This is a genomic window from Blautia sp. LMAG:36 (assembly GCF_008680535.1).
GTDB lineage: Bacteria > Bacillota > Clostridia > Lachnospirales > Lachnospiraceae > Blautia_A > Blautia_A fusiformis.
In genome coordinates, this window is sequence record NZ_NALB01000007.1 from 82996 (window position 1) to 101415 (window position 18420).

An 18420-nucleotide genomic window follows, 5' to 3' on the forward strand; every position below is an offset into this window, starting at 1 on the left:
ACACCTCATGCGCCTGTTACATAATTCTGCTTTCAATGACTGTCATGTCATTTCCGTCAGATTCTCTTGTAGGCAACACAGTTTTTTTGCCGCTTGGCCTGATAGAGAAGCCTGTCCGCTTCCATCACTCCATCTCTGACCTTACAGCTTCCATATACACCTCCCACGCTCATGGAAAGCCGGATTTCTTTGTATTCCGGCACATCTGCCATTGCGATCTCTTCCCGGATATCTTCCAGCTTCTGCTGAAATACCTTTTCCGGGATTTCTTCAAACATCAGAAGAAATTCGTCTCCTCCATAACGCAGTACCACGTCATCTGCCCGCACATGCTCAAAGATCGTTCTGACAATGGTACAAAGCGCCGCATCTCCAGCTACATGGCCATAGCTGTCATTGATCTGTTTAAAATTGTCCACGTCGATCATAGCTATAGCCCCCATCTTATCCAGGGATTTCAGCTGTTCCTCAAAATATCTCCGGTTTCTGGCACCAGTCAGCGGATCTTCATATAATTCCCGGTTGAATCTGCTGATCTTATCGATCAGAAATCCGCTTCCATAAGCTCCCAGAAAGATCTTATCCGTCATTTTAAAGACCATTTCCATGACAAGAGGTGTCCCGTCTATAACCACATATTTGGCGATTACCTGATAAATGTCATCATTGACGAACTCAAATTTCGTCATTTTGTTTTTACGGGCAAAAACTTTGGCAGAAATACAGTTCTCACATCTTCTGCCTTTATTCCACACTGCAAAGCATTTATGTTCTGCTTCATAAGAGCAATCGTCTAAGCCAATATTTACCGGAGCTGTACGGCTGACATCCACCAGTCTTACAATGTCAAAAACCGTCTTCAGCATTTCTATTTCCATATTTACTTCCCGGGCAGTCATAAATACACCCTTATCTTTATCCATAGTATTATCCTGCGTTTCTGAAATATTATATACATTCATGATAACATATTGCACATCAATTCACAATTGTATTTCATCGTCGTTTATGCTATTGTATAGTGTATAAGAAGTAATATTTTTATCAGGAGGTTTCATATGGCACAGAGACGTACAAAGATAGAAGTACTCAATGAGAAAATTTCCAAAGTAGATTCCAAGATTGCTGCCTGCACCGAAAAGATAGCAGCGCTGGAGGATGAAAAAACTGCACTGGCAGCTCAGCTGGATGAGATCCGCAAAGCTGAAAAAAAGGCAAAGGAAGCTGCTGAACTGAAACGTCTGCTCAAGCTGATGCAAAAAAAAGACATTTCCGTAGAAGATCTAGAAGCCATGATCTCCAGGGAAGCCTGAAACAGATCCTCAGCAAACCAAAAACCGGTTTACGAAGAATTTTTTCTTCCAAACCGGTTTTTTTTGCGATCTTTCTATGATACGATCTGTATATTTCTGCAATCTTTATATTCTTTGGAACAGCTTTCCGTCAGGATCACTGCTCCGTCAAATGAAAAGAACGTCACCGCACTGATCTGTCCGAATTTGGAGCTGTCAGACACTACGTACTTTTCCAGACACTGCTCCATGGCGGTTCGCTTTACCAGTGCTTCATTGGATTCCGGCGTGGTAAAGCCTTCTCTCTGAGTCATCCCGTTGGTCCCGAAAAAGCCCTTTGTAAAATGATAATTCTTCAGCATTTGCATGGCCTGACTTCCGATCACAGCTTCCGTAGATCCCTTCAGTTCTCCGCCGATCAGCAGCACACGGACTCCCATCTGAGCCAGAGCCCTGGCATGGGAAACACCATTGGTGACAAAAGTCGCCCCGGAGCCTTCCAGATGCTCCAGCATATATCCGGTAGTCGTTCCCGCATCCAGATACACAAAATCTTCCGGACGGATCAGAGCTGCCGCATAGGCTGCGATCTTCTTTTTTTCTTCAATATTCAGCTCAACTTTCTGGGCTACGGTAGGCTCATAGGCATTGACAGTATGTTCCAGTGCCACCGCACCGCCAAAAACCCTGGTCAGCTTCCCCGCCTTGTAAAGCGCCGTGATGTCTCTGCGGACCGTAGATTCCGATGCATCCAGGATATCTTTCAGTTCTGTTACCGTAACACTGTTTTTTTCTCTGAGAAGGCCGAGTATGATCTCGTATCTCTGCTCCGTCAGCATTCCTTTTCCTCCTTCAAAAAAGACATCCCGATCGACCGGACCGGGATGCCTTCTGTTCACTCATTCTGAGATTACAGGTTCTCCTGCATGAATTTGCTTACTGCCTCGTATGCTGCATCCTCATCTGCACCATCGAATGTAAAGGTAACCTCATGTCCCTTCTTTACGCCAAGTCCCATAAGTGCAAGAAGCTTTCTGCACTCTACAGTCTTGCCGTCCTTCTCGATAGTGATCTTGGACTCGAAACCTTTTACAAGCTTCACAAGCTCTCCGGCCGGACGTGCATGGATTCCTTCGTTATCTGTTACTACATACTTGAATTCTTTCATTTCTTTATCCTCCAGTTTTCATTTTAATTTAAAAAAATTTAAGCAACTTTTTTCTTCAGTACCCCGAGAAGTACAGCTGAGATCAGAGTTCCCACAACCAGTGCGACCAGATACATCATTGCATTACCTACAACCGGGAATACGAAGATTCCGCCATGTGGTGCCATCAGTGTACAGTTGAAGAACATGGAGATCGCTCCAGCTGCTGCGGAACCGACGATACAGGACGGAAGTACATGGACCGGGTCAGATGCCGCAAAAGGAATCGCACCTTCTGTGATAAATGCAAGTCCCATAATAAAGTTGGTCGGTCCTGCCTCACGCTCTTCTTTTGTAAATTTGTCTTTAAACAGCAGGGATGCGAGTGCGATGGCACACGGAGGAGTCATACCTCCCACCATAACTGCTGCCATAATGTCATAGTTGCCTGCCGCAATAGCTGCTGTACCAAATACATATGCTGCTTTGTTGAACGGGCCGCCCATATCAATGGCCATCATACCACCAAGAACCAACCCTAAAATTACTTTACTTGAATTTCCCATGCCTGTCAAGGCATTATTTAATCCTGTATTAATACCGCCCATGATCGGCTCTACAACGAAGGTCATACAGAGTCCCATAAGAAGGACACCAACAACCGGATAGATCAGTACAGGCGCTATTTTTTCCAGTGCTTCCGGAAGCTTATCACAAACCTTACGAAGTCCAAGGATCAGATATCCTGCAAGGAAGCCTGCAAGAAGTGCTCCGAGGAAACCGGATTTTCCGTTTGCCGCGATCATACCGCCCACAAGTCCAACTGCAAGTGCCGGTCTGTCACCGATGGCCATTGCAATAAATCCGGCCAGGATCGGAAGCATGAAACCAAATGCGGTTCCACCAATGTTTTTCAGAACAGCCGCTACCGGTGTGATGGTACCAAAGTTTGCTCTCTGGTCTGCAGGAAGGGAACTCAAATCTACACTTAAACCATCGATCAAGAATGCTAGAGCGATCAGGATACCACCGCCTACAACCAGTGGAAGCATATGAGATACCCCGTTCATCAGCTGCATATAGATCTTGTGGCCTGCTCCGCCGCCTGCTTTTGCATTTGAGGAAGAGCTCTGACTGCCTGCTGCTGCATGATATACCGGAACATCTCCGGAAATCGCACGTTCAACAAGCTGGTCCGCTTTGCTGATTCCATCTGAAACCTGACATTCGATGACTTTCTTTCCATCGAAACGATCCATGGGAACCTTGGCATCTGCAGCTACAATGATGCAGTCTGCCTCCCGGATCTCCTGATCCGTAAGTACATTTTTTGCTCCACCGGAGCCTCGTGTCTCTATTTTAATGAAACAGTCTTTCGCCTTTGCTGCTTTTTCCAGTCCCTCTGCTGCCATGTAGGTGTGGGCAATACCTGTGGGGCAAGAAGTAACTGCCAGCAGTTTAGCTCTGGCTCCTTCGGAACTTCCTGTATCTGCCAGTCTTTCATCAATATCTTTTTTCTCCTCATCGGCCTTGTCGATGATCTCCATAAATTCATCTACAGAACCTGCGTTGCGTAAGGATTCTGTAAAATTATCATCCATCAGCATTACGGAAAGCTTGCTGAGTACATCCAGATGAATGTTATCTTCTGTATTCGGTGCTGCGATCAGGAAAAGAAGGGTAACCGGCTCATCATCCAATGCCTCAAATTCCACGCCGTTTTTTACTACCATGGCAGCAAGTCCCGGTTTCTTTACCGCATCACATTTTCCATGAGGAATAGCGATTCCCTCACCGATTCCTGTCGTACTTTCTTCCTCTCTTAAATACACCTGTTTCCGATAAGCTTCCCTGTCACTGATCTTTTCACTTTTTACCATAAGATCTACGGCCATGTCCAGAGCTTCAGATTTCGTCTTCGGTGCAGCATCCAGTGATATGCTTCGTTTGTCAAGCAGATCTGTGATTCTCATCTTCCCTTCTCCTTTCTTCTTTACCCCTCTGTTACCTGTTCATATACTGCCTGAACCTCTTCCCTTGTGGCAAGATTTTCAGAAAATGCACTTGCGCTTCCTGCGGAAATTCCCATATGGAATGCATATTCGTGATCCTGTTTTTCCATCCAGCCTGCCATAAAGCCTGCTACCATGGAATCTCCGGCTCCTACGCCGTTTACCAGTGTTCCTTTCGGCGCCGGTTTCTCAAACACCTGACCGTTTTCTGCTACCAGGACAGCTCCCTCACCGGCCATTGAGATCAGCACGTTTCTGGCTCCTTTTTCCTGGAGCTTCTTTCCGTAAGGGATCACATCCTGACGGTTCTTAAGCTCTACGCCGAAGATTTCTCCAAGCTCATGGTTATTGGGCTTCACCAGGAACGGATGATACTTCAGGACATTTACAAGAAGATCTCTCGTTGCATCCACAACGATCATCACGCCTTTTCCGTCCAGCCTCGCCATGATCTTCTCATACATATCATCCGGCATAGATGAAGGAATACTTCCTGCCAGAAAAAGCACATCTCCCTCTTTCAGTCTGTCAAGCTTCTTCATCAGCTCCTGAACCTTTTCAGCGCTGATCTCCGGTCCCATTCCGTTGATCTCAGTTCCATCAATAGATTTCAGCTTCAGGTTGATCCTTGAAACGCCTTCCGGGATCCTGATAAAATCAGATCTCACTCCCATCTCCTCAAGCTTTCTTACAATCTCATCTCCGACGAATCCTGCCATGAAACCAAGTGCTGTATTCTCGATTCCAAGATTCATCAGCACGGTGGAAACGTTGATTCCCTTTCCGCCCGGAAGCATCAGCTCGGAACTGGTCCGGTTGGTAAGCCCCAGTTTGAAGTTTTCTACGGAAACGATATAGTCCAGAGATGGATTAAAAGTAACGGTACAGATCATTTCTTTCTCCTCCCTATTTGTTAAGCGGGTATTCGCATTTCTGCGGGTTTCTGACCGCTTTTTGTTGTTCCTTATTTGTTGAACTTAGTATACTTCCAAATTCGTTCAAAGTCAACCAAACTACTTCACAAAATTTATGACCGATTTTGGTTGAGTTTGCACAAAAAAAGTGCATCATCCCTAGTATTTCCAGGTTGATGCACCTTTATCCCTGATTGTCTTGGTCATATTCTGTCAAATTCCGTTATCATTCTATGTATCATTTCGAATTCCTGATTATACTTCCGCCATCTTCAGGTACATTTCTCAGAAATCAGCTATCCACATTTTATTTCTCATTCCGGAATGTGATGGTTTCGCAATAACCTTTATCCGACTTGTTTCTTATTCACAGTATCTCTGACCATCTTCTGATATTTTCCCATCAGCTCCTTCGTCACTTTGTCTTCCTCGAACCGGATTCCCTCAATCTGGCGCACCGGCATGATCCCCATCAGGGAATTGGTGACAAAGCATTCCTGATACCATTTAAGATCCTGAACATAGATATAAGTTTCTTCCACTTCTTCCGTGTCACAGAGGTATTCACGGAGGATTCCCGGGAGAAGTCCGCAGCTGACTTTTGGTGTATAGATCACGCCTTTTCGCACAAAGAATACATTACTTACTGTCCCTTCCGATATCTGTTTCTTTGTGTTCAGAAACAACCGTTCATCCATTCCTGCTGCTGTAGCATTTCGTTTTTCCAGGATACAATCTCCGTAATTCATGGTTTTGTGATATACAAGAGGTGATGTTTCATTTCGTTTTACCTTGCTGACATCCATGATAAAGCCTTTTTCATAATTCTCCGGCGTATAATGATTGGCACGAAGAGAATACACTGCATTTTCCTTTGTAAGCATAAGCTTCAGCGCACAGTGTTCCAGTCCGCCAAATTCTTTCTGCACCTCCGGGCGTTTTTTTTGTTCTTCCAGATATTCTTCGATCCTCCCGGCTGTGATCCCACGCACTGCCGGATCACCCAGCTTCAGGAAATCTGCCGCTCGTTCCAGTCTTTTCAGATGCTTTTCCAGAAGTATGGGGGTTCCCTTTTCTATTCCTATGGTCTCAAATGCTCCCAGACCGAACTGAAAACATTCGTCTAAGGTTATGTTGTTCATTTCCTTTGACCTCCTTATGAAGTGTCCCTGTCAGATTCTCTGATCTGTCCACAGAGCCTTTCACTTTTACCGTTCTGTATGTTTCTCTACTGCAGTGCATCCAGGATCGCTTTCGCCTTCTGCAGAGTCTCCTCATACTCAAATTCCAGATCTGACTCTGCTGTGATCCCGCCGCCAACGCCAAGGTGATATTTTCCGTTTTTATGAAGAGCTGTACGGATCACGATGTTGAAATCACAGCTTCCGTCCAGTGTCAGGTAGCCGATAGAGCCTGTATAAAGATTTCTCTTTCCGTGTTCCAGCTCGTCAATGATCTCCATGGCACGGTATTTCGGCGCACCGGTAATAGAACCGCCGGGGAATGCAGCCTCCAGAAGATCCATAACATTTTTTCCGTCTTCCAGTTTTCCTTCAATATCCGATACCAGATGAAAAACCGTAGCGTATGCTTCCACTGTAAAAAGCTCGGTTACCTTCACGCTTCCCGGTGTACACACCCGGTTCAGATCATTTCGCTCCAGGTCTACGATCATAAGAAGTTCACTCTTATCTTTTCCGGAATCCTGAAGCTCCCGACGGAGCATTTCATCTTCCTCAGATGTTACGCCACGTTTCCTTGTTCCCTTTATAGGACGGGTATTTACATGACGGTCTTTCATCTTCAGAAAACGTTCCGGAGATGCACAGACGATCTGATAATCTCCGAAATCCAGATATCCGCCGAAAGGAGACGGATTATTTTTCCGAAGATCATAAAAAACATCCAGAGGTGGTTTTTCGCTTTCAATGGTCAGCTGCTGCGTCATATTGGCAATATAGATATCGCCCTCTATAATATAGCGGATCATCCGGTCTACTGCCTGCTTGTATTCTTCTTTTTCAAAATTGGGATGAACCTGGATCCTGAATTTCTCACGGTGAGAATTTTCCGTGACCATCCTGTTTCCGGATTCCTTTTTTTCCCCTGTTTCCGATCCTTCCTGTTTCCCCGCCTCTGTAAATTCCCGGATTGCTTTTTCCATCGCTCCGATTTCTGCTGCAGCGTCTGCACTGATTCCATTTGACACAAGATAGGTTCTTTTTTCCTGACAGTCTTCTATGATAAAACAGTCATAAAACGTCAGAACTGCCTCCGGAACAGTCACAAGATCCTTTTCTCCGGATGGTACTCCCATCTGTTTTCTTCCGTAATCATAGGAAAAATATCCTACTGCACCGGATACGATAGGAAGTCCGCTGTTATTTTTGTCTTCATGGGTATTTAAATATTCCCGCATATAGTCTTCAAAGGTTGTTTCTGTTTCCGGCCTTCCGTTGATAGTAAAGTTCTCTCCGTCCTTTACCAGCTTCAGATACGGACATCTTCCGATCACAGAATAATGTCCCAGCTCATTGACAAGGGAGGAATCCAGAAACGCTGCTCCGGGTTCTCTCTCGTAGATCCGAAAAATGTCCACTGCCGGGATATATGGGGTCAGTTCTTTTATTCTTCGCTGATTTTTGTACATATTTTTACTCCTCCTTCTGAAAATTCTCCGCGATCCTGCAAAAATTCTCAAGAAGCTCATGTCCATATTCCGTAAGAACGGCTTCCGGATGGAATTGCACACCATAGATAGGCAATGCTTTATGGGAAATTCCCATAACAGCACCATCATCAGAAAGCGCATCCACCTGATACTCCTCCGGAATGCTGTCTTCCCGCACGATCAGGGAATGGTATCTTGTCACCTTGTATTTCTCAGGCAGGCCTGCAAACACTCCTGTTCCGTGGTTGTGGATCTCTGTTACTTTTCCGTGCATGGGACACACTCCCTTTTCCACTACTGCTCCCGCACAGTGGCCAATCACCTGATGCCCCAGACAGACACCAAGAACAGGAATCCTTCCCTGAAATCTTTTTACGGTATCTACGCAGAGCTTCGCATCCCAGGGACGCTTCGGTCCCGGAGAAAGGATGATTCCTTCCGGGTTCAGCTCTTCCAGCTCCTCCAGGGTGATCTCGTCGTAGCGTCTGACCAGGATCTCTCTTCCAAGTTCCTGAAAATATGCCTTGAGATTATAAACAAATGAATCGAAATTATCGATCATCACATACATGCTTTTTTCCTCCATATCAAGCAGATATTTAAGACTCTCTTTATCGTCTGCTCACAAAAAAAGGGATAACGACGGCATGCCAAAAAGACATGCACAGTCGTTATCCCCTTGCGGTCCGTAATCTGTACGTTCTAATATAAATTGTACTGCTGATTATTTCTTTTTCTTGGTTTCCTCATAATGATGGATGTCTGCCAGTACAGCGTTTACATCAAGTCCGTGTACCATACATGCCTCCTCAAGAGACTCACCGATAGAAGACGGACAGCCGATGCAGTGCATTCCTTCCTGCATAAGAATGTATGCGATCTTCTCATCGTATGCAAGCATCTCGCCCATTGTTGTTTCCTTTGTGATTTCCATGATCTATATTCTCCCTTCTGGATCTGTAATCTTACCCGGAATCCCGGTTTCCTGGTTTTTTCCGCAGTTATAATATCATTATAACTGTATCTTCCATAATTGCAAGCCTAAATTTATTCTTTTCATTTTCTGTATTATACCCACTCAGGCAGCAGTTTCCTTTTTTCCCCTGCTCCACTTTTTCATCACATAAATATAATACGGGATCAGAGGGATCAGCGCTGCGATCCATGCGGCAGGATCCGCCAGACATACACCTGCAAAACTTGTTTTTCCTGCAACAAACATAACGATCGCACTTCTTGCCGCCAGTTCAAACACACCGCCCAGCATGGGAACCAAGCCATATCCCAGTCCCTGAAGTCCGTTTCTGTAGAGGAAGATACTTCCAAGGAACGGATATGCCCAGAATACCGTATGAAAATAAGTAACAGAAACATTAATAACATCCGTCTGGGACTTGTCAATAAATAACCAGGTCATGTACTTTCCGAAAAAGAACATTATGATCATAGTGATCACACTCCAGATCAGGACCATGATCTGGGTATATTTCATTCCTGCTTTTACACGGTCCATCTTTCCGGCGCCCCGGTTCTGTCCTACATAGGTTGCCATCGTCGCACCAAAAGCTACAAATACAGTTGCAATGATATTCTGTATTTTTCCCGCAGCGGAAAATCCTGCCATATATACAGAACCGTAAATATTTACCGCACCCTGCACAATAATGGTTCCGATCGCTGTGATGGAAAACTGAAGTCCCATGGGAATACCAAGGGCCAGCAGATAACGGAAGCTGGTAAAAGAAACTTCAAAGTTTTCTTTCTTCAGATGCAGGATCGGGAACTTTTTGATAATATAGATCAGGCAGCAGACTGCGGAAATTGCCTGCGCGATAACCGTAGCATAGGCACAGCCTTCCACTCCCATCCCGATTTTTACAATAAACAGAATATCCAGGAACACATTGATCACTGCCGAAATGATCAGAAAATACAGCGGAGATTTTGAATCTCCAAGTGCACGGAGAAACGCTGCCAGTGAATTATATGCCGCTGTTACAATCAGGCCTGCATAAATAATTCCCATATATCCCTTCACAGATCCCATCAGATCCTCCGGTGAATTCATCAGCCGCAGAATCGGTTCATTCAAAGCCTCAAAGCCAATGGTCATCACAATGGCAAAGGCTGCTGCCAGATAAATGGACATAGCTACGTAATGACGCATCTTATCATATTGCTTCGCCCCGAACCACTGGGATACCAGAATGGCAAAGCCACTGCTCAGTCCGTTAAGCCATCCGGTAACAAAAAACATCAGTGAACCGGTGCTTCCGATTGCAGCCAGCGCATCTACTCCCAGGAACTGCCCCGCAACAATGGAATCCGCAATGTTATAAAACTGCTGAAAAATATTTCCGAGACACATGGGAATCATAAAGCGGATGATCAGGCTCACCGGATTTCCCACGGTCATATCATTGGTCTTGTCCTTTGTCAATTTCAGTCCAACTCCTTTTCCACAAATATAACTATCTTTTATTTTTTAAAAACAATCAATTTACTGATCACATAATTCAATACGATCACAACCACCTGAGCAACAAGTTTCACTGCCATGCTGTTAAATCCAAGCCAGGTGATAAATACCGCAAGGATTGCTTCCTCCACAATCAGAGTAAAGAGCCGTCCTCCGAAAAACGAAGCCATCTGCTTTAAAAATCCGGCGGCGGAATCCACCTGCCCGTCGAATACCCATGTCCTGTTTGTAAAATACTGGAACAGTACGCAGACCACCCAGCAGATCACATTGGCAATCAGCGCATTCATGCCCAGGCCCTTATCCAGCCATGCATACAATGCAATGTTCAGAAAAAATGTGAGCCCTCCAAAGAACAGATACATCAGAACTTCCTTATGTTTCTTATAAAAAGGTTCAAATATATTCAGCACCGGAAGATGCATCAGTTTATCAAAAATGTCCTTCTTTTCCTCCACATCCATACCCTTTCTCCTATTCAGTTTAAGCCGTAGCTTTATCATATGTAAACTTATATAACATAGCAAAAAAAATCCCGAATGTCAACGCATTCCAGGATTTTTCTGTTTCTGTATTTGTATCAGAACTGCTCTTTCACTCTTCACTCAGGCCTTCACAGCCCAGCGCATCTTCGTGGATCTGGCGCGCCCATTCTGTGCACATTCCTGTGCGGAAGGACGGATCACATCTTTTGAATAGTCGGAATAGATGCCGTCTTTATAGCCCTGCTTTAAGGCTTTCTTTACCAGCTTGTCCTCTCCGGAATGGAAGGTAAGGATTGCTACACGGCCGCCTGGCTTCAGCGCTCCGGGAAGTTTTTCCATAAAATCATAGAGGACCTCGAATTCCCGGTTCACATCAATACGCAGTGCCTGGAAAACTCTCTGGCATGTTTTTTTCACCGTGTCTTTCCTCTCTTTTTCAGGAAGGAAAGACAATGTCTTCTCAATGACTTCACGAAGCTTCGTAGTGGTATCTATGTGGTTTCCTCTTCGGATCTCATCTGTGATGGCCTTCGCGATCTCCTCACAGTACGGCTCATCGGAATTCTCATCCAGCATTCCGGCAAGCTCTTCTCTTGAAATGGTATCCAGACGCTGTGCTGCGCTGATCCCGGTTTCCTGGTTCAGCCTTAAATCCAGAGGACCATCCACCTTAAAGGAAAACCCTCTCTTGGGATTGTCGATCTGCATAGAAGACACCCCAAGATCCGCAAGGATAAAATCAAAGCCTCCAACTTCCTCTGCGATCTCATCAATGGTGCAGAAATTCTGGAGTTTAATTGTCAGGATATCTTCTCCGAATCCCTGCTCTGCCAGACGTTTTCTTGTCTTGGCAGATTCTTCCGGGTCCACATCCGTGGCGTACATGTGTCCCTGACCTCTCAGACATTCCAGCATGGCCTTTGTATGCCCACCGTAACCAAGTGTAGCATCAAATCCAACCTGTCCCGGCCTAATCTCCAAAAAATCAATGATCTCTTTTACCATAATGGAAATATGCATTCCAGCCGGTGTGTTTCCCTTGCTGATCACATGTTCAATGGTATCCTTATACTTTTCAGGCTGAAGCTCTTTATATTTCTCCTCGAATTTCTTCGGATATTTTCCTTTATATCGTACACGTCTCTTATGAGGTGTCTGTGATTCCTGATTCATAAAATTCTCCTTATCCTCCGGCTTTATCTGCCCTGTTTCTTTCATGATACCATGAATCCTATTTTTCGTAAACCGTCGGAATACTTCAAAAAATATCATAAAGAAAAAAAAGCCTCTGACAATCTGTATTTCTACAGACTGCCAGAAGCTTTATATATGCTCAGACTGAAACTTCAGCCTGAAATGTATTCTTACTTATGCGTTCTTCTTAGCGATTGCTGCCTGTGCTGCTGCAAGACGAGCAATCGGTACACGGAACGGTGAGCAGGATACATAGTCAAGTCCGATCTCGTTGCAGAACTCTACGGAAGACGGATCTCCACCGTGCTCACCGCAGATACCTACGTGAAGTTTCGGGTTAACCGGTTTTCCAAGCTCGATAGCCATCTTCATAAGTTTGCCGACACCTGTCTGGTCAAGCTTAGCAAATGGATCGTTCTCGAAGATCTTAGCATCATAGTATGCGTTAAGGAACTTACCAGCATCATCACGGGAGAATCCGTATGTCATCTGTGTAAGGTCGTTTGTACCGAAGCAGAAGAAGTCAGCCTCTTTAGCGATATCATCAGCTGTAAGAGCTGCTCTCGGGATCTCGATCATAGTACCAACCTCGTACTCAAGGTCAGAACCTGCTGCTTTGATCTCAGCATCTGCTGTCTCTACAACGAATTTCTTAACATATTTAAGCTCTTTGATGTCACCAACAAGCGGAATCATGATCTCCGGTTTGATGTTCCAATCCGGATGATTCTTCTTAACGTTGATAGCTGCGCGGATAACAGCGCTTGTCTGCATCTTAGCAATCTCTGGATAAGTAACAGCAAGACGGCATCCACGATGTCCCATCATCGGGTTGAACTCGTGAAGGGAAGCGATGATTGTCTTGATCTGCTCTACAGTCTTGCCCTGAGCATCAGCCAGTTTCTTGATGTCCTCTTCCTCTGTAGGAACGAACTCATGAAGTGGCGGATCAAGGAAACGAATTGTTACAGGATTTCCTTCAAGTGCCTCATAGAGTTTCTCGAAGTCTCCCTGCTGCTCCGGAAGGATCTTAGCAAGTGCTGCTTCTCTCTCCTCTACTGTCTCAGAGCAGATCATCTCACGGAATGCATCGATTCTGTTGCCCTCGAAGAACATATGCTCTGTACGGCAAAGACCAATTCCCTCTGCACCAAGCTCACGAGCTTTCTTAGCATCAGCAGGAGTATCAGCGTTTGTACGAACTTTCATTGTTCTGTACTTGTCAGCCCATCCCATGATACGTCCGAACTCACCAGCGATCTTAGCATCTACAGTCGGGATAAGTCCGTCATAGATGTTACCTGTTGTACCATCAATGGAGATTGCATCTCCTTCATGGAATTCTTTACCAGCAAGTGTGAATTTCTTGTTCTCCTCATCCATAGCAATATCGCCGCATCCGGATACACAGCAGGATCCCATACCACGAGCAACTACAGCTGCGTGAGATGTCATACCACCACGAACTGTCAGGATACCCTGAGCAGCTTTCATACCTGTGATATCCTCTGGGGATGTCTCAAGACGAACAAGAACAACTTTCTCTCCTCTTGCAGCCCACTCAACAGCGTCCTCTGCAGAGAATACGATCTTACCGCAAGCAGCTCCTGGAGAAGCACCAAGACCTTTACCCATCGGTGTAGCAGCTTTAAGAGCAGCTGCATCGAACTGCGGATGAAGAAGTGTATCAAGGTTACGAGGATCGATCATTGCAACAGCCTCTTCCTCAGTTCTCATTCCCTCATCAACGAGGTCACAAGCGATCTTAAGAGCAGCCTGTGCAGTTCTCTTACCATTACGTGTCTGAAGCATATACAGTTTACCATGCTCTACAGTAAACTCCATATCCTGCATGTCTCTGTAATGTTTCTCAAGAGTCTCGCAAACCTGTTTGAACTGTACGAATGCTTCCGGGAACTTCTGCTCCATCTCGGAGATGTGCATAGGTGTACGAACACCAGCAACTACGTCCTCGCCCTGTGCATTGGTAAGGAACTCACCGAACAGACCGTTAGCACCTGTAGCAGGGTCACGTGTGAAGGCAACACCTGTACCACAGTCATCACCCATGTTACCGAATGCCATCATCTGTACGTTAACAGCTGTACCCCAGGAATATGGGATATCGTTGTCACGACGATATACGTTCGCACGTGGGTTGTCCCAGGAACGGAATACGGCTTTGATTGCGCCTACCAGCTGCTCCTTCGGATCAGTTGGGAAATCAGAACCGATTTTAGATTTATACTCAGCTTTGAACTGGTCAGCAAGCTCATGCAGGTCAGCAGCTGTAAGCTCAACGTCCTGCTTAACACCTCTCTTAGCTTTCATCTCATCGATGAGCTCCTCGAAGTATTTCTTACCAACTTCCATAACTACGTCAGAGTACATCTGGATGAATCTTCTGTAGCAGTCCCAAGCCCAACGCTCATTGCCGGATTTCTCAGCAAGAGTGTTAACAACTTCTTCATTTAAACCAAGGTTGAGGATTGTGTCCATCATACCTGGCATAGATGCTCTCGCACCAGAACGAACGGATACAAGCAGAGGATTTTCTTTGTCACCGAATTTCTTACCGGTAACTCCTTCCATCTTGGTAATTGCTTCCATGATCTGAGCCATGATCTCATCGTTGATGGATCTGCCATCCTCGTAGTACTGTGTGCAGGCCTCTGTTGTGATTGTGAAGCCCTGCGGTACAGGAAGACCGAGGTTTGTCATCTCAGCAAGGTTGGCACCTTTGCCGCCCAGAAGATTTCTCATAGTAGCATTACCTTCTGTAAACATGTAAACCCATTTTGCCATTTTACATTTTCCTCCTAATTATTGTTCTTTAAAACATAAAAAATGTATGTTTTCTACGCACATAATTATTTTATAGATTTATCCTTCATTAGTCAAGGTTATTCTTCCAAAAAACAGCAATTTCTCTTGTGAAATATGACAGATTTTCCAGTTATATTTTTCACAGATTGTATTTTTCTCGTTATCATCTGAAAAATGTGCTAAAATAGAAAAAAACATGCAGCAATTCCGAGGTAATATTACCCGAATGCTGTCATACAGGAGGTTTATCATGACACGAACGATTGAAAATAGCTTTCTTAAGATTTCCGTTTCCGATCACGGTGCTGAACTCACCGGCATCTATGACAAGACTAATGACAGGGAGATCCTCTGGCAGGCAGATCCGGCTTACTGGAAACGCCATGCGCCTGTACTTTTTCCCAACGTGGGACGTAACTACAAAGATATCTGGCGTCTGAACGGAAAGGAATATCCTTCCAGCCAGCACGGCTTTGCAAGAGACAGCGATTTTATCTGCACGGATATCACCGATACTTCCCTTTCCTTTGTCCTTAAGTCCTCTGAAGAAACCTTGAATGTTTATCCGTTTGCTTTCGCTCTGAAGATCACCTACACTCTGAAGAAGCACGACCTGGAAGTATGCTGGGAAGTAGTTAATAATGATTCTGAAACTATGTATTTTACCATCGGCGGCCATCCGGCATTCCGTGTTCCGGTACGTGAAGGCGAATCCCAGAGTGATTACCGTCTTGCTTTTGAAGGCCTGGACACTCTTACCTATCTCCTTATCGATACGTCTGTAGGAACAGTCCTTGCTGACGAGCCACATACACTTTCCCTTGAAAACGGAACCTGTTCCATTGCTCCTCACATGTTTGATAAAGACGCTCTTGTTTTTGATAACGGCCAGATCCAAAAGGCCGGTATCCTCTTCCCGGACGGAACTCCATATCTGACACTTACCAGTGAGGGCTTCCCGAATTTCGGTATCTGGTCCGTACCCGGTGCTCCCTTCGTATGCCTGGAGCCGTGGATGGGACGCTGTGATGACTGTGGTTTTGAAAAACCTCTTTCCGAAAAAGCAAATATCAATGTGCTGAAACCGGATGAGGAATTTATCAAGAGCTATCAGATCACCGTACACTGAGCTATGATAAAAAAGATCCGCCATACATCGGCTTTTTCAGCTGTCTGTATGACGGATCCTTTTATTTATCTTACTGTCTCAATACGCTCTTATTCTCTCACAAAATGATACTGATAAGCTCTGTACTCCCCAAACTCTGCAGGAAGCGGCATTCCACCATGCATCAGAGCAGCTCCGGAATAGATCCTGCCGGTAGTCTGTTCCTTATAAAGTGCACTCTCATCAAGGCCGCGAAGCTGCACATAATTCACAGTCATATTTCCATGGAACTCCTCCATGACAACATTGAGCAGAACTTCTTCCTGAGAATTTCCAACGATCTCCCATGCACAGACCTCACTCTTAAACGGATCTGTCAGGCGATAGTACCGTCCGTTCTGGATCAGTGGCGCATATTTACGGAATTCCCCGATCTGGCTGCGGACCTCATCTTTTTCTTCCTCAGTCAGCTTCAGAAGATCCAGCTCGTAGCCGAAGGTTCCGGACATAGCAACCACACCTCTGGTATGTAACGGGGTGATCCTTCCTGTCTGATGGTTCGGCACTGCAGACACATGTGCTCCCATGGCCGATACCGGATATCCGAAGGAAGTTCCATACTGGATCCGAAGCCTGTCAATAGCATCGGAGTTGTCGCTGCACCAGATCTGCGGTGTGTAATACAGCATACCTGCGTCAAATCTTCCGCCGCCGCCGCTGCAGCCCTCGATCAGAAGATCCGGATAACGGTTCACCATACGGTCCAGAAAATCGTACAATCCCAGGACATAATCATACATTACACGTCCCTGATCCTTGGTCATTACGGAAAATACATCCATCAGGCTTCGATTCATGTCCCATTTAACGTACTCAATATTGGCATTATCCAATACCGCACTGATCTGTCCGAAGATTCCGTCTACAACTTCTTTTCTAGAAAAATCAAGTACCAGCTGATTTCTGGATCTCACTGGTTTTCTTCCCGGAATCGTAAGTGCCCAGTCCGGATGCTCACGGTAAAGATCACTGTCCTCAGAGATCATCTCCGGCTCGATCCAGATACCGAATTTCACTCCAAGGTCATTGACTCTTTTTACCAGTCCGCCGAGAGTCTCTCCAAGCTTCTTCTCATTGACATACCAGTCCCCAAGACCACTGTTGTCATCGTCACGTTTTCCAAACCAGCCGTCATCCAGAACCAGCATATCGATACCAAGGCTCCTTGCCTCTTTTGCCAGATTATATAAAGTCTCCCCTGTAAAATCAAAATATGCTGCCTCCCAGCTGTTTACCAGCACTGGACGGACCTCTGTCTTATATTTACCACGGCAGATATGATGACGGATGCAGCTGTGCAGATTCTGGGAAAGACGGTTCATTCCCTGATCTGTGTAGCTTAAGATCACCTCAGGTGCATAGAAGGTCTCCCCGGCTTCCAGCGGATACCGGAAGCACTCCTCCTGTACACCAAGGAGCATTCTTGTCTGATTGTACTGATCTTTAAGAACCTCACCCTGGAAATTTCCACTATATACAAAGGACATAGCATAGCAGCCTCCATGATCCTCTGTTGTGTCCTTCTCTGCCAGGATCATCATCGGATTATACTGATGGCTGGATGTGCCACGGACACTGCCGATCATCTGACTTCCATGAGCCACCGGTACTCTCTGCAGATTCCGCTCCATGGCATGTCTTCCGTAAAAAGTAAGCAGGTCATAATCTCCGTAAAGAAAATCCAGTTCTGCGGACATCACCTTGTTCACATAGATCTTCTCACTGCTCTGATTGCGGATATAGACGCTTCTTGTAATGATATCCAGTTCCGGAAGTACACCGTAAAGAAGCATGGCCTCCACGCCAGTAGCCGGATCCTCCAGTACGATCTCCAGAGTCTGTGCCTCATCATTATCTGCATAAACCGCCGGAAGCCCCGGAAGGCTGTATTTACCGTCACGGATAGTATAGTTCTTGTAACGCATATCACAGCTCATGCTTCCGTCACCGTTTTCCAGCATCAGTGATGCACTGCGGAAATCTCCGTTTCCGTAGCAGGAAAGCTCCTGTGGAAGAGAGTCCATGGAATAGGTTCTGTCTGTTCCCGCATCATAGGGATTTCCGGAAAATCCTCTGTCATAGTAGGTCAGAAGATAATCCATGCAGCCTTCTGCCTTTTTACCATAATAGAGATGAAGAAGAAATCCGTACTGATCCACCTGCATCTGATATGTAGTTTCTTTTGTCTGCAGGGTAAACGTTCTGTCTTTCTCGCAGTAGATGATTCCCATA

Annotated in this window: 16 protein-coding genes; 2 read left to right on the forward strand and 14 right to left on the reverse strand. The window is 45.5% G+C overall.

Translation table 11 applies throughout. The features are described 5' to 3' along the window. Window positions 1–56 precede the first annotated feature (56 nt). Window positions 57–923, reverse strand: a complete 867-nt coding sequence (locus CCC17_RS09930; RefSeq protein WP_182465468.1) for a GGDEF domain-containing protein — start codon at window positions 921–923, stop codon at window positions 57–59. 135 nt (window positions 924–1058) lie between these two features. Here CCC17_RS09930 and CCC17_RS09935 point away from each other — a divergent pair, with 135 nt between their 5' ends. Next, the gene (locus tag CCC17_RS09935) at window positions 1059–1313 is read left to right on the forward strand and encodes a hypothetical protein (protein WP_022426090.1); all 255 of its coding nucleotides are present in this window, start codon (window positions 1059–1061) and stop codon (window positions 1311–1313) included. 74 nt (window positions 1314–1387) lie between these two features. Here the strand turns inward: CCC17_RS09935 and CCC17_RS09940 are convergent, their stop codons facing one another. The 12 genes from CCC17_RS09940 to ppdK form a co-directional block, all read right to left on the reverse strand. Beyond that, a complete protein-coding gene (locus tag CCC17_RS09940) occupies window positions 1388–2131 on the reverse strand; it encodes a DeoR/GlpR family DNA-binding transcription regulator (RefSeq protein WP_044961183.1) in 744 nt (247 codons plus the stop codon). 71 nt (window positions 2132–2202) lie between these two features. Then, on the reverse strand, window positions 2203–2460 hold the full coding sequence (locus tag CCC17_RS09945) for an HPr family phosphocarrier protein (protein WP_015525831.1): 258 nt from the start codon (window positions 2458–2460) through the stop codon (window positions 2203–2205). A 38-nt stretch (window positions 2461–2498) separates the two neighbouring features. Further along, entirely contained in the window at window positions 2499–4412 is a 1914-nt protein-coding gene (locus tag CCC17_RS09950) for a PTS fructose transporter subunit IIABC (RefSeq protein ID WP_015525830.1), read from the reverse strand. 20 nt (window positions 4413–4432) lie between these two features. Continuing rightward, a complete protein-coding gene (gene pfkB, locus CCC17_RS09955) occupies window positions 4433–5344 on the reverse strand; it encodes a 1-phosphofructokinase (RefSeq protein ID WP_287083020.1) in 912 nt (303 codons plus the stop codon). Between the two features lie 368 nt (window positions 5345–5712). Next, entirely contained in the window at window positions 5713–6507 is a 795-nt protein-coding gene (locus CCC17_RS09960; RefSeq protein WP_287083021.1) for an aminotransferase class IV, read from the reverse strand. A gap of 86 nt (window positions 6508–6593) precedes the next feature. Next, window positions 6594–8015, reverse strand: a complete 1422-nt coding sequence (pabB, locus tag CCC17_RS09965) for an aminodeoxychorismate synthase component I (RefSeq protein WP_227588355.1) — start codon at window positions 8013–8015, stop codon at window positions 6594–6596. A gap of 4 nt (window positions 8016–8019) precedes the next feature. Further along, the gene (locus CCC17_RS09970; protein WP_015525824.1) at window positions 8020–8607 is read right to left on the reverse strand and encodes an anthranilate synthase component II; all 588 of its coding nucleotides are present in this window, start codon (window positions 8605–8607) and stop codon (window positions 8020–8022) included. A 153-nt stretch (window positions 8608–8760) separates the two neighbouring features. Next, entirely contained in the window at window positions 8761–8970 is a 210-nt protein-coding gene (locus CCC17_RS09975; protein ID WP_015525823.1) for a DUF1858 domain-containing protein, read from the reverse strand. 144 nt (window positions 8971–9114) lie between these two features. Next, a complete protein-coding gene (locus CCC17_RS09980; protein ID WP_110102117.1) occupies window positions 9115–10452 on the reverse strand; it encodes an MATE family efflux transporter in 1338 nt (445 codons plus the stop codon). A gap of 62 nt (window positions 10453–10514) precedes the next feature. Continuing rightward, window positions 10515–10979, reverse strand: a complete 465-nt coding sequence (locus CCC17_RS09985) for a GtrA family protein (RefSeq protein WP_015525821.1) — start codon at window positions 10977–10979, stop codon at window positions 10515–10517. Between the two features lie 141 nt (window positions 10980–11120). Next, complete coding sequence (gene rsmH / locus CCC17_RS09990; protein ID WP_129974628.1) at window positions 11121–12173, reverse strand: 16S rRNA (cytosine(1402)-N(4))-methyltransferase RsmH; 1053 nt, start codon at window positions 12171–12173, stop codon at window positions 11121–11123. A 195-nt stretch (window positions 12174–12368) separates the two neighbouring features. Beyond that, window positions 12369–14999: a pyruvate, phosphate dikinase gene (ppdK, locus tag CCC17_RS09995; RefSeq protein WP_015525819.1), complete on the reverse strand. Its 2631-nt coding sequence runs from the start codon at window positions 14997–14999 to the stop codon at window positions 12369–12371. Between the two features lie 271 nt (window positions 15000–15270). Here ppdK and CCC17_RS10000 point away from each other — a divergent pair, with 271 nt between their 5' ends. Beyond that, the gene (locus tag CCC17_RS10000; RefSeq protein WP_015525818.1) at window positions 15271–16149 is read left to right on the forward strand and encodes an aldose 1-epimerase family protein; all 879 of its coding nucleotides are present in this window, start codon (window positions 15271–15273) and stop codon (window positions 16147–16149) included. Window positions 16150–16238: 89 nt separating this feature from the next. Here CCC17_RS10000 and CCC17_RS10005 read toward each other — a convergent pair whose 3' ends face one another. After that, entirely contained in the window at window positions 16239–18419 is a 2181-nt protein-coding gene (locus tag CCC17_RS10005; protein ID WP_015525817.1) for an alpha-galactosidase, read from the reverse strand. Window position 18420: the final 1 nt, after the last annotated feature.

Excerpts from the sequence above, each read along its gene's own strand:
- CCC17_RS09975 (WP_015525823.1), bottom strand. The coding sequence starts at position 8,970 with ATGGAAATCACAAAGGAAACAACAATGGGCGAGATGCTTGCATACGAT.
- CCC17_RS09945 (WP_015525831.1), bottom strand. The coding sequence starts at position 2,460 with ATGAAAGAATTCAAGTATGTAGTAACAGATAACGAAGGAATCCATGCA.
- CCC17_RS10005 (WP_015525817.1), bottom strand. The coding sequence starts at position 18,419 with ATGGGAATCATCTACTGCGAGAAAGACAGAACGTTTACCCTGCAGACA.
- CCC17_RS09935 (WP_022426090.1), top strand. The coding sequence starts at position 1,059 with ATGGCACAGAGACGTACAAAGATAGAAGTACTCAATGAGAAAATTTCC.
- CCC17_RS10000 (WP_015525818.1), top strand. The coding sequence starts at position 15,271 with ATGACACGAACGATTGAAAATAGCTTTCTTAAGATTTCCGTTTCCGAT.
- pfkB (WP_287083020.1), bottom strand. The coding sequence starts at position 5,344 with ATGATCTGTACCGTTACTTTTAATCCATCTCTGGACTATATCGTTTCC.
- CCC17_RS09980 (WP_110102117.1), bottom strand. The coding sequence starts at position 10,452 with ATGACCGTGGGAAATCCGGTGAGCCTGATCATCCGCTTTATGATTCCC.
- CCC17_RS09985 (WP_015525821.1), bottom strand. The coding sequence starts at position 10,979 with ATGGATGTGGAGGAAAAGAAGGACATTTTTGATAAACTGATGCATCTT.
- CCC17_RS09960 (WP_287083021.1), bottom strand. The coding sequence starts at position 6,507 with ATGAACAACATAACCTTAGACGAATGTTTTCAGTTCGGTCTGGGAGCA.
- CCC17_RS09950 (WP_015525830.1), bottom strand. The coding sequence starts at position 4,412 with ATGAGAATCACAGATCTGCTTGACAAACGAAGCATATCACTGGATGCT.
- CCC17_RS09970 (WP_015525824.1), bottom strand. The coding sequence starts at position 8,607 with ATGTATGTGATGATCGATAATTTCGATTCATTTGTTTATAATCTCAAG.
- CCC17_RS09930 (WP_182465468.1), bottom strand. The coding sequence starts at position 923 with ATGGATAAAGATAAGGGTGTATTTATGACTGCCCGGGAAGTAAATATG.
- pabB (WP_227588355.1), bottom strand. The coding sequence starts at position 8,015 with ATGTACAAAAATCAGCGAAGAATAAAAGAACTGACCCCATATATCCCG.
- CCC17_RS09940 (WP_044961183.1), bottom strand. The coding sequence starts at position 2,131 with ATGCTGACGGAGCAGAGATACGAGATCATACTCGGCCTTCTCAGAGAA.
- rsmH (WP_129974628.1), bottom strand. The coding sequence starts at position 12,173 with ATGAATCAGGAATCACAGACACCTCATAAGAGACGTGTACGATATAAA.
- ppdK (WP_015525819.1), bottom strand. The coding sequence starts at position 14,999 with ATGGCAAAATGGGTTTACATGTTTACAGAAGGTAATGCTACTATGAGA.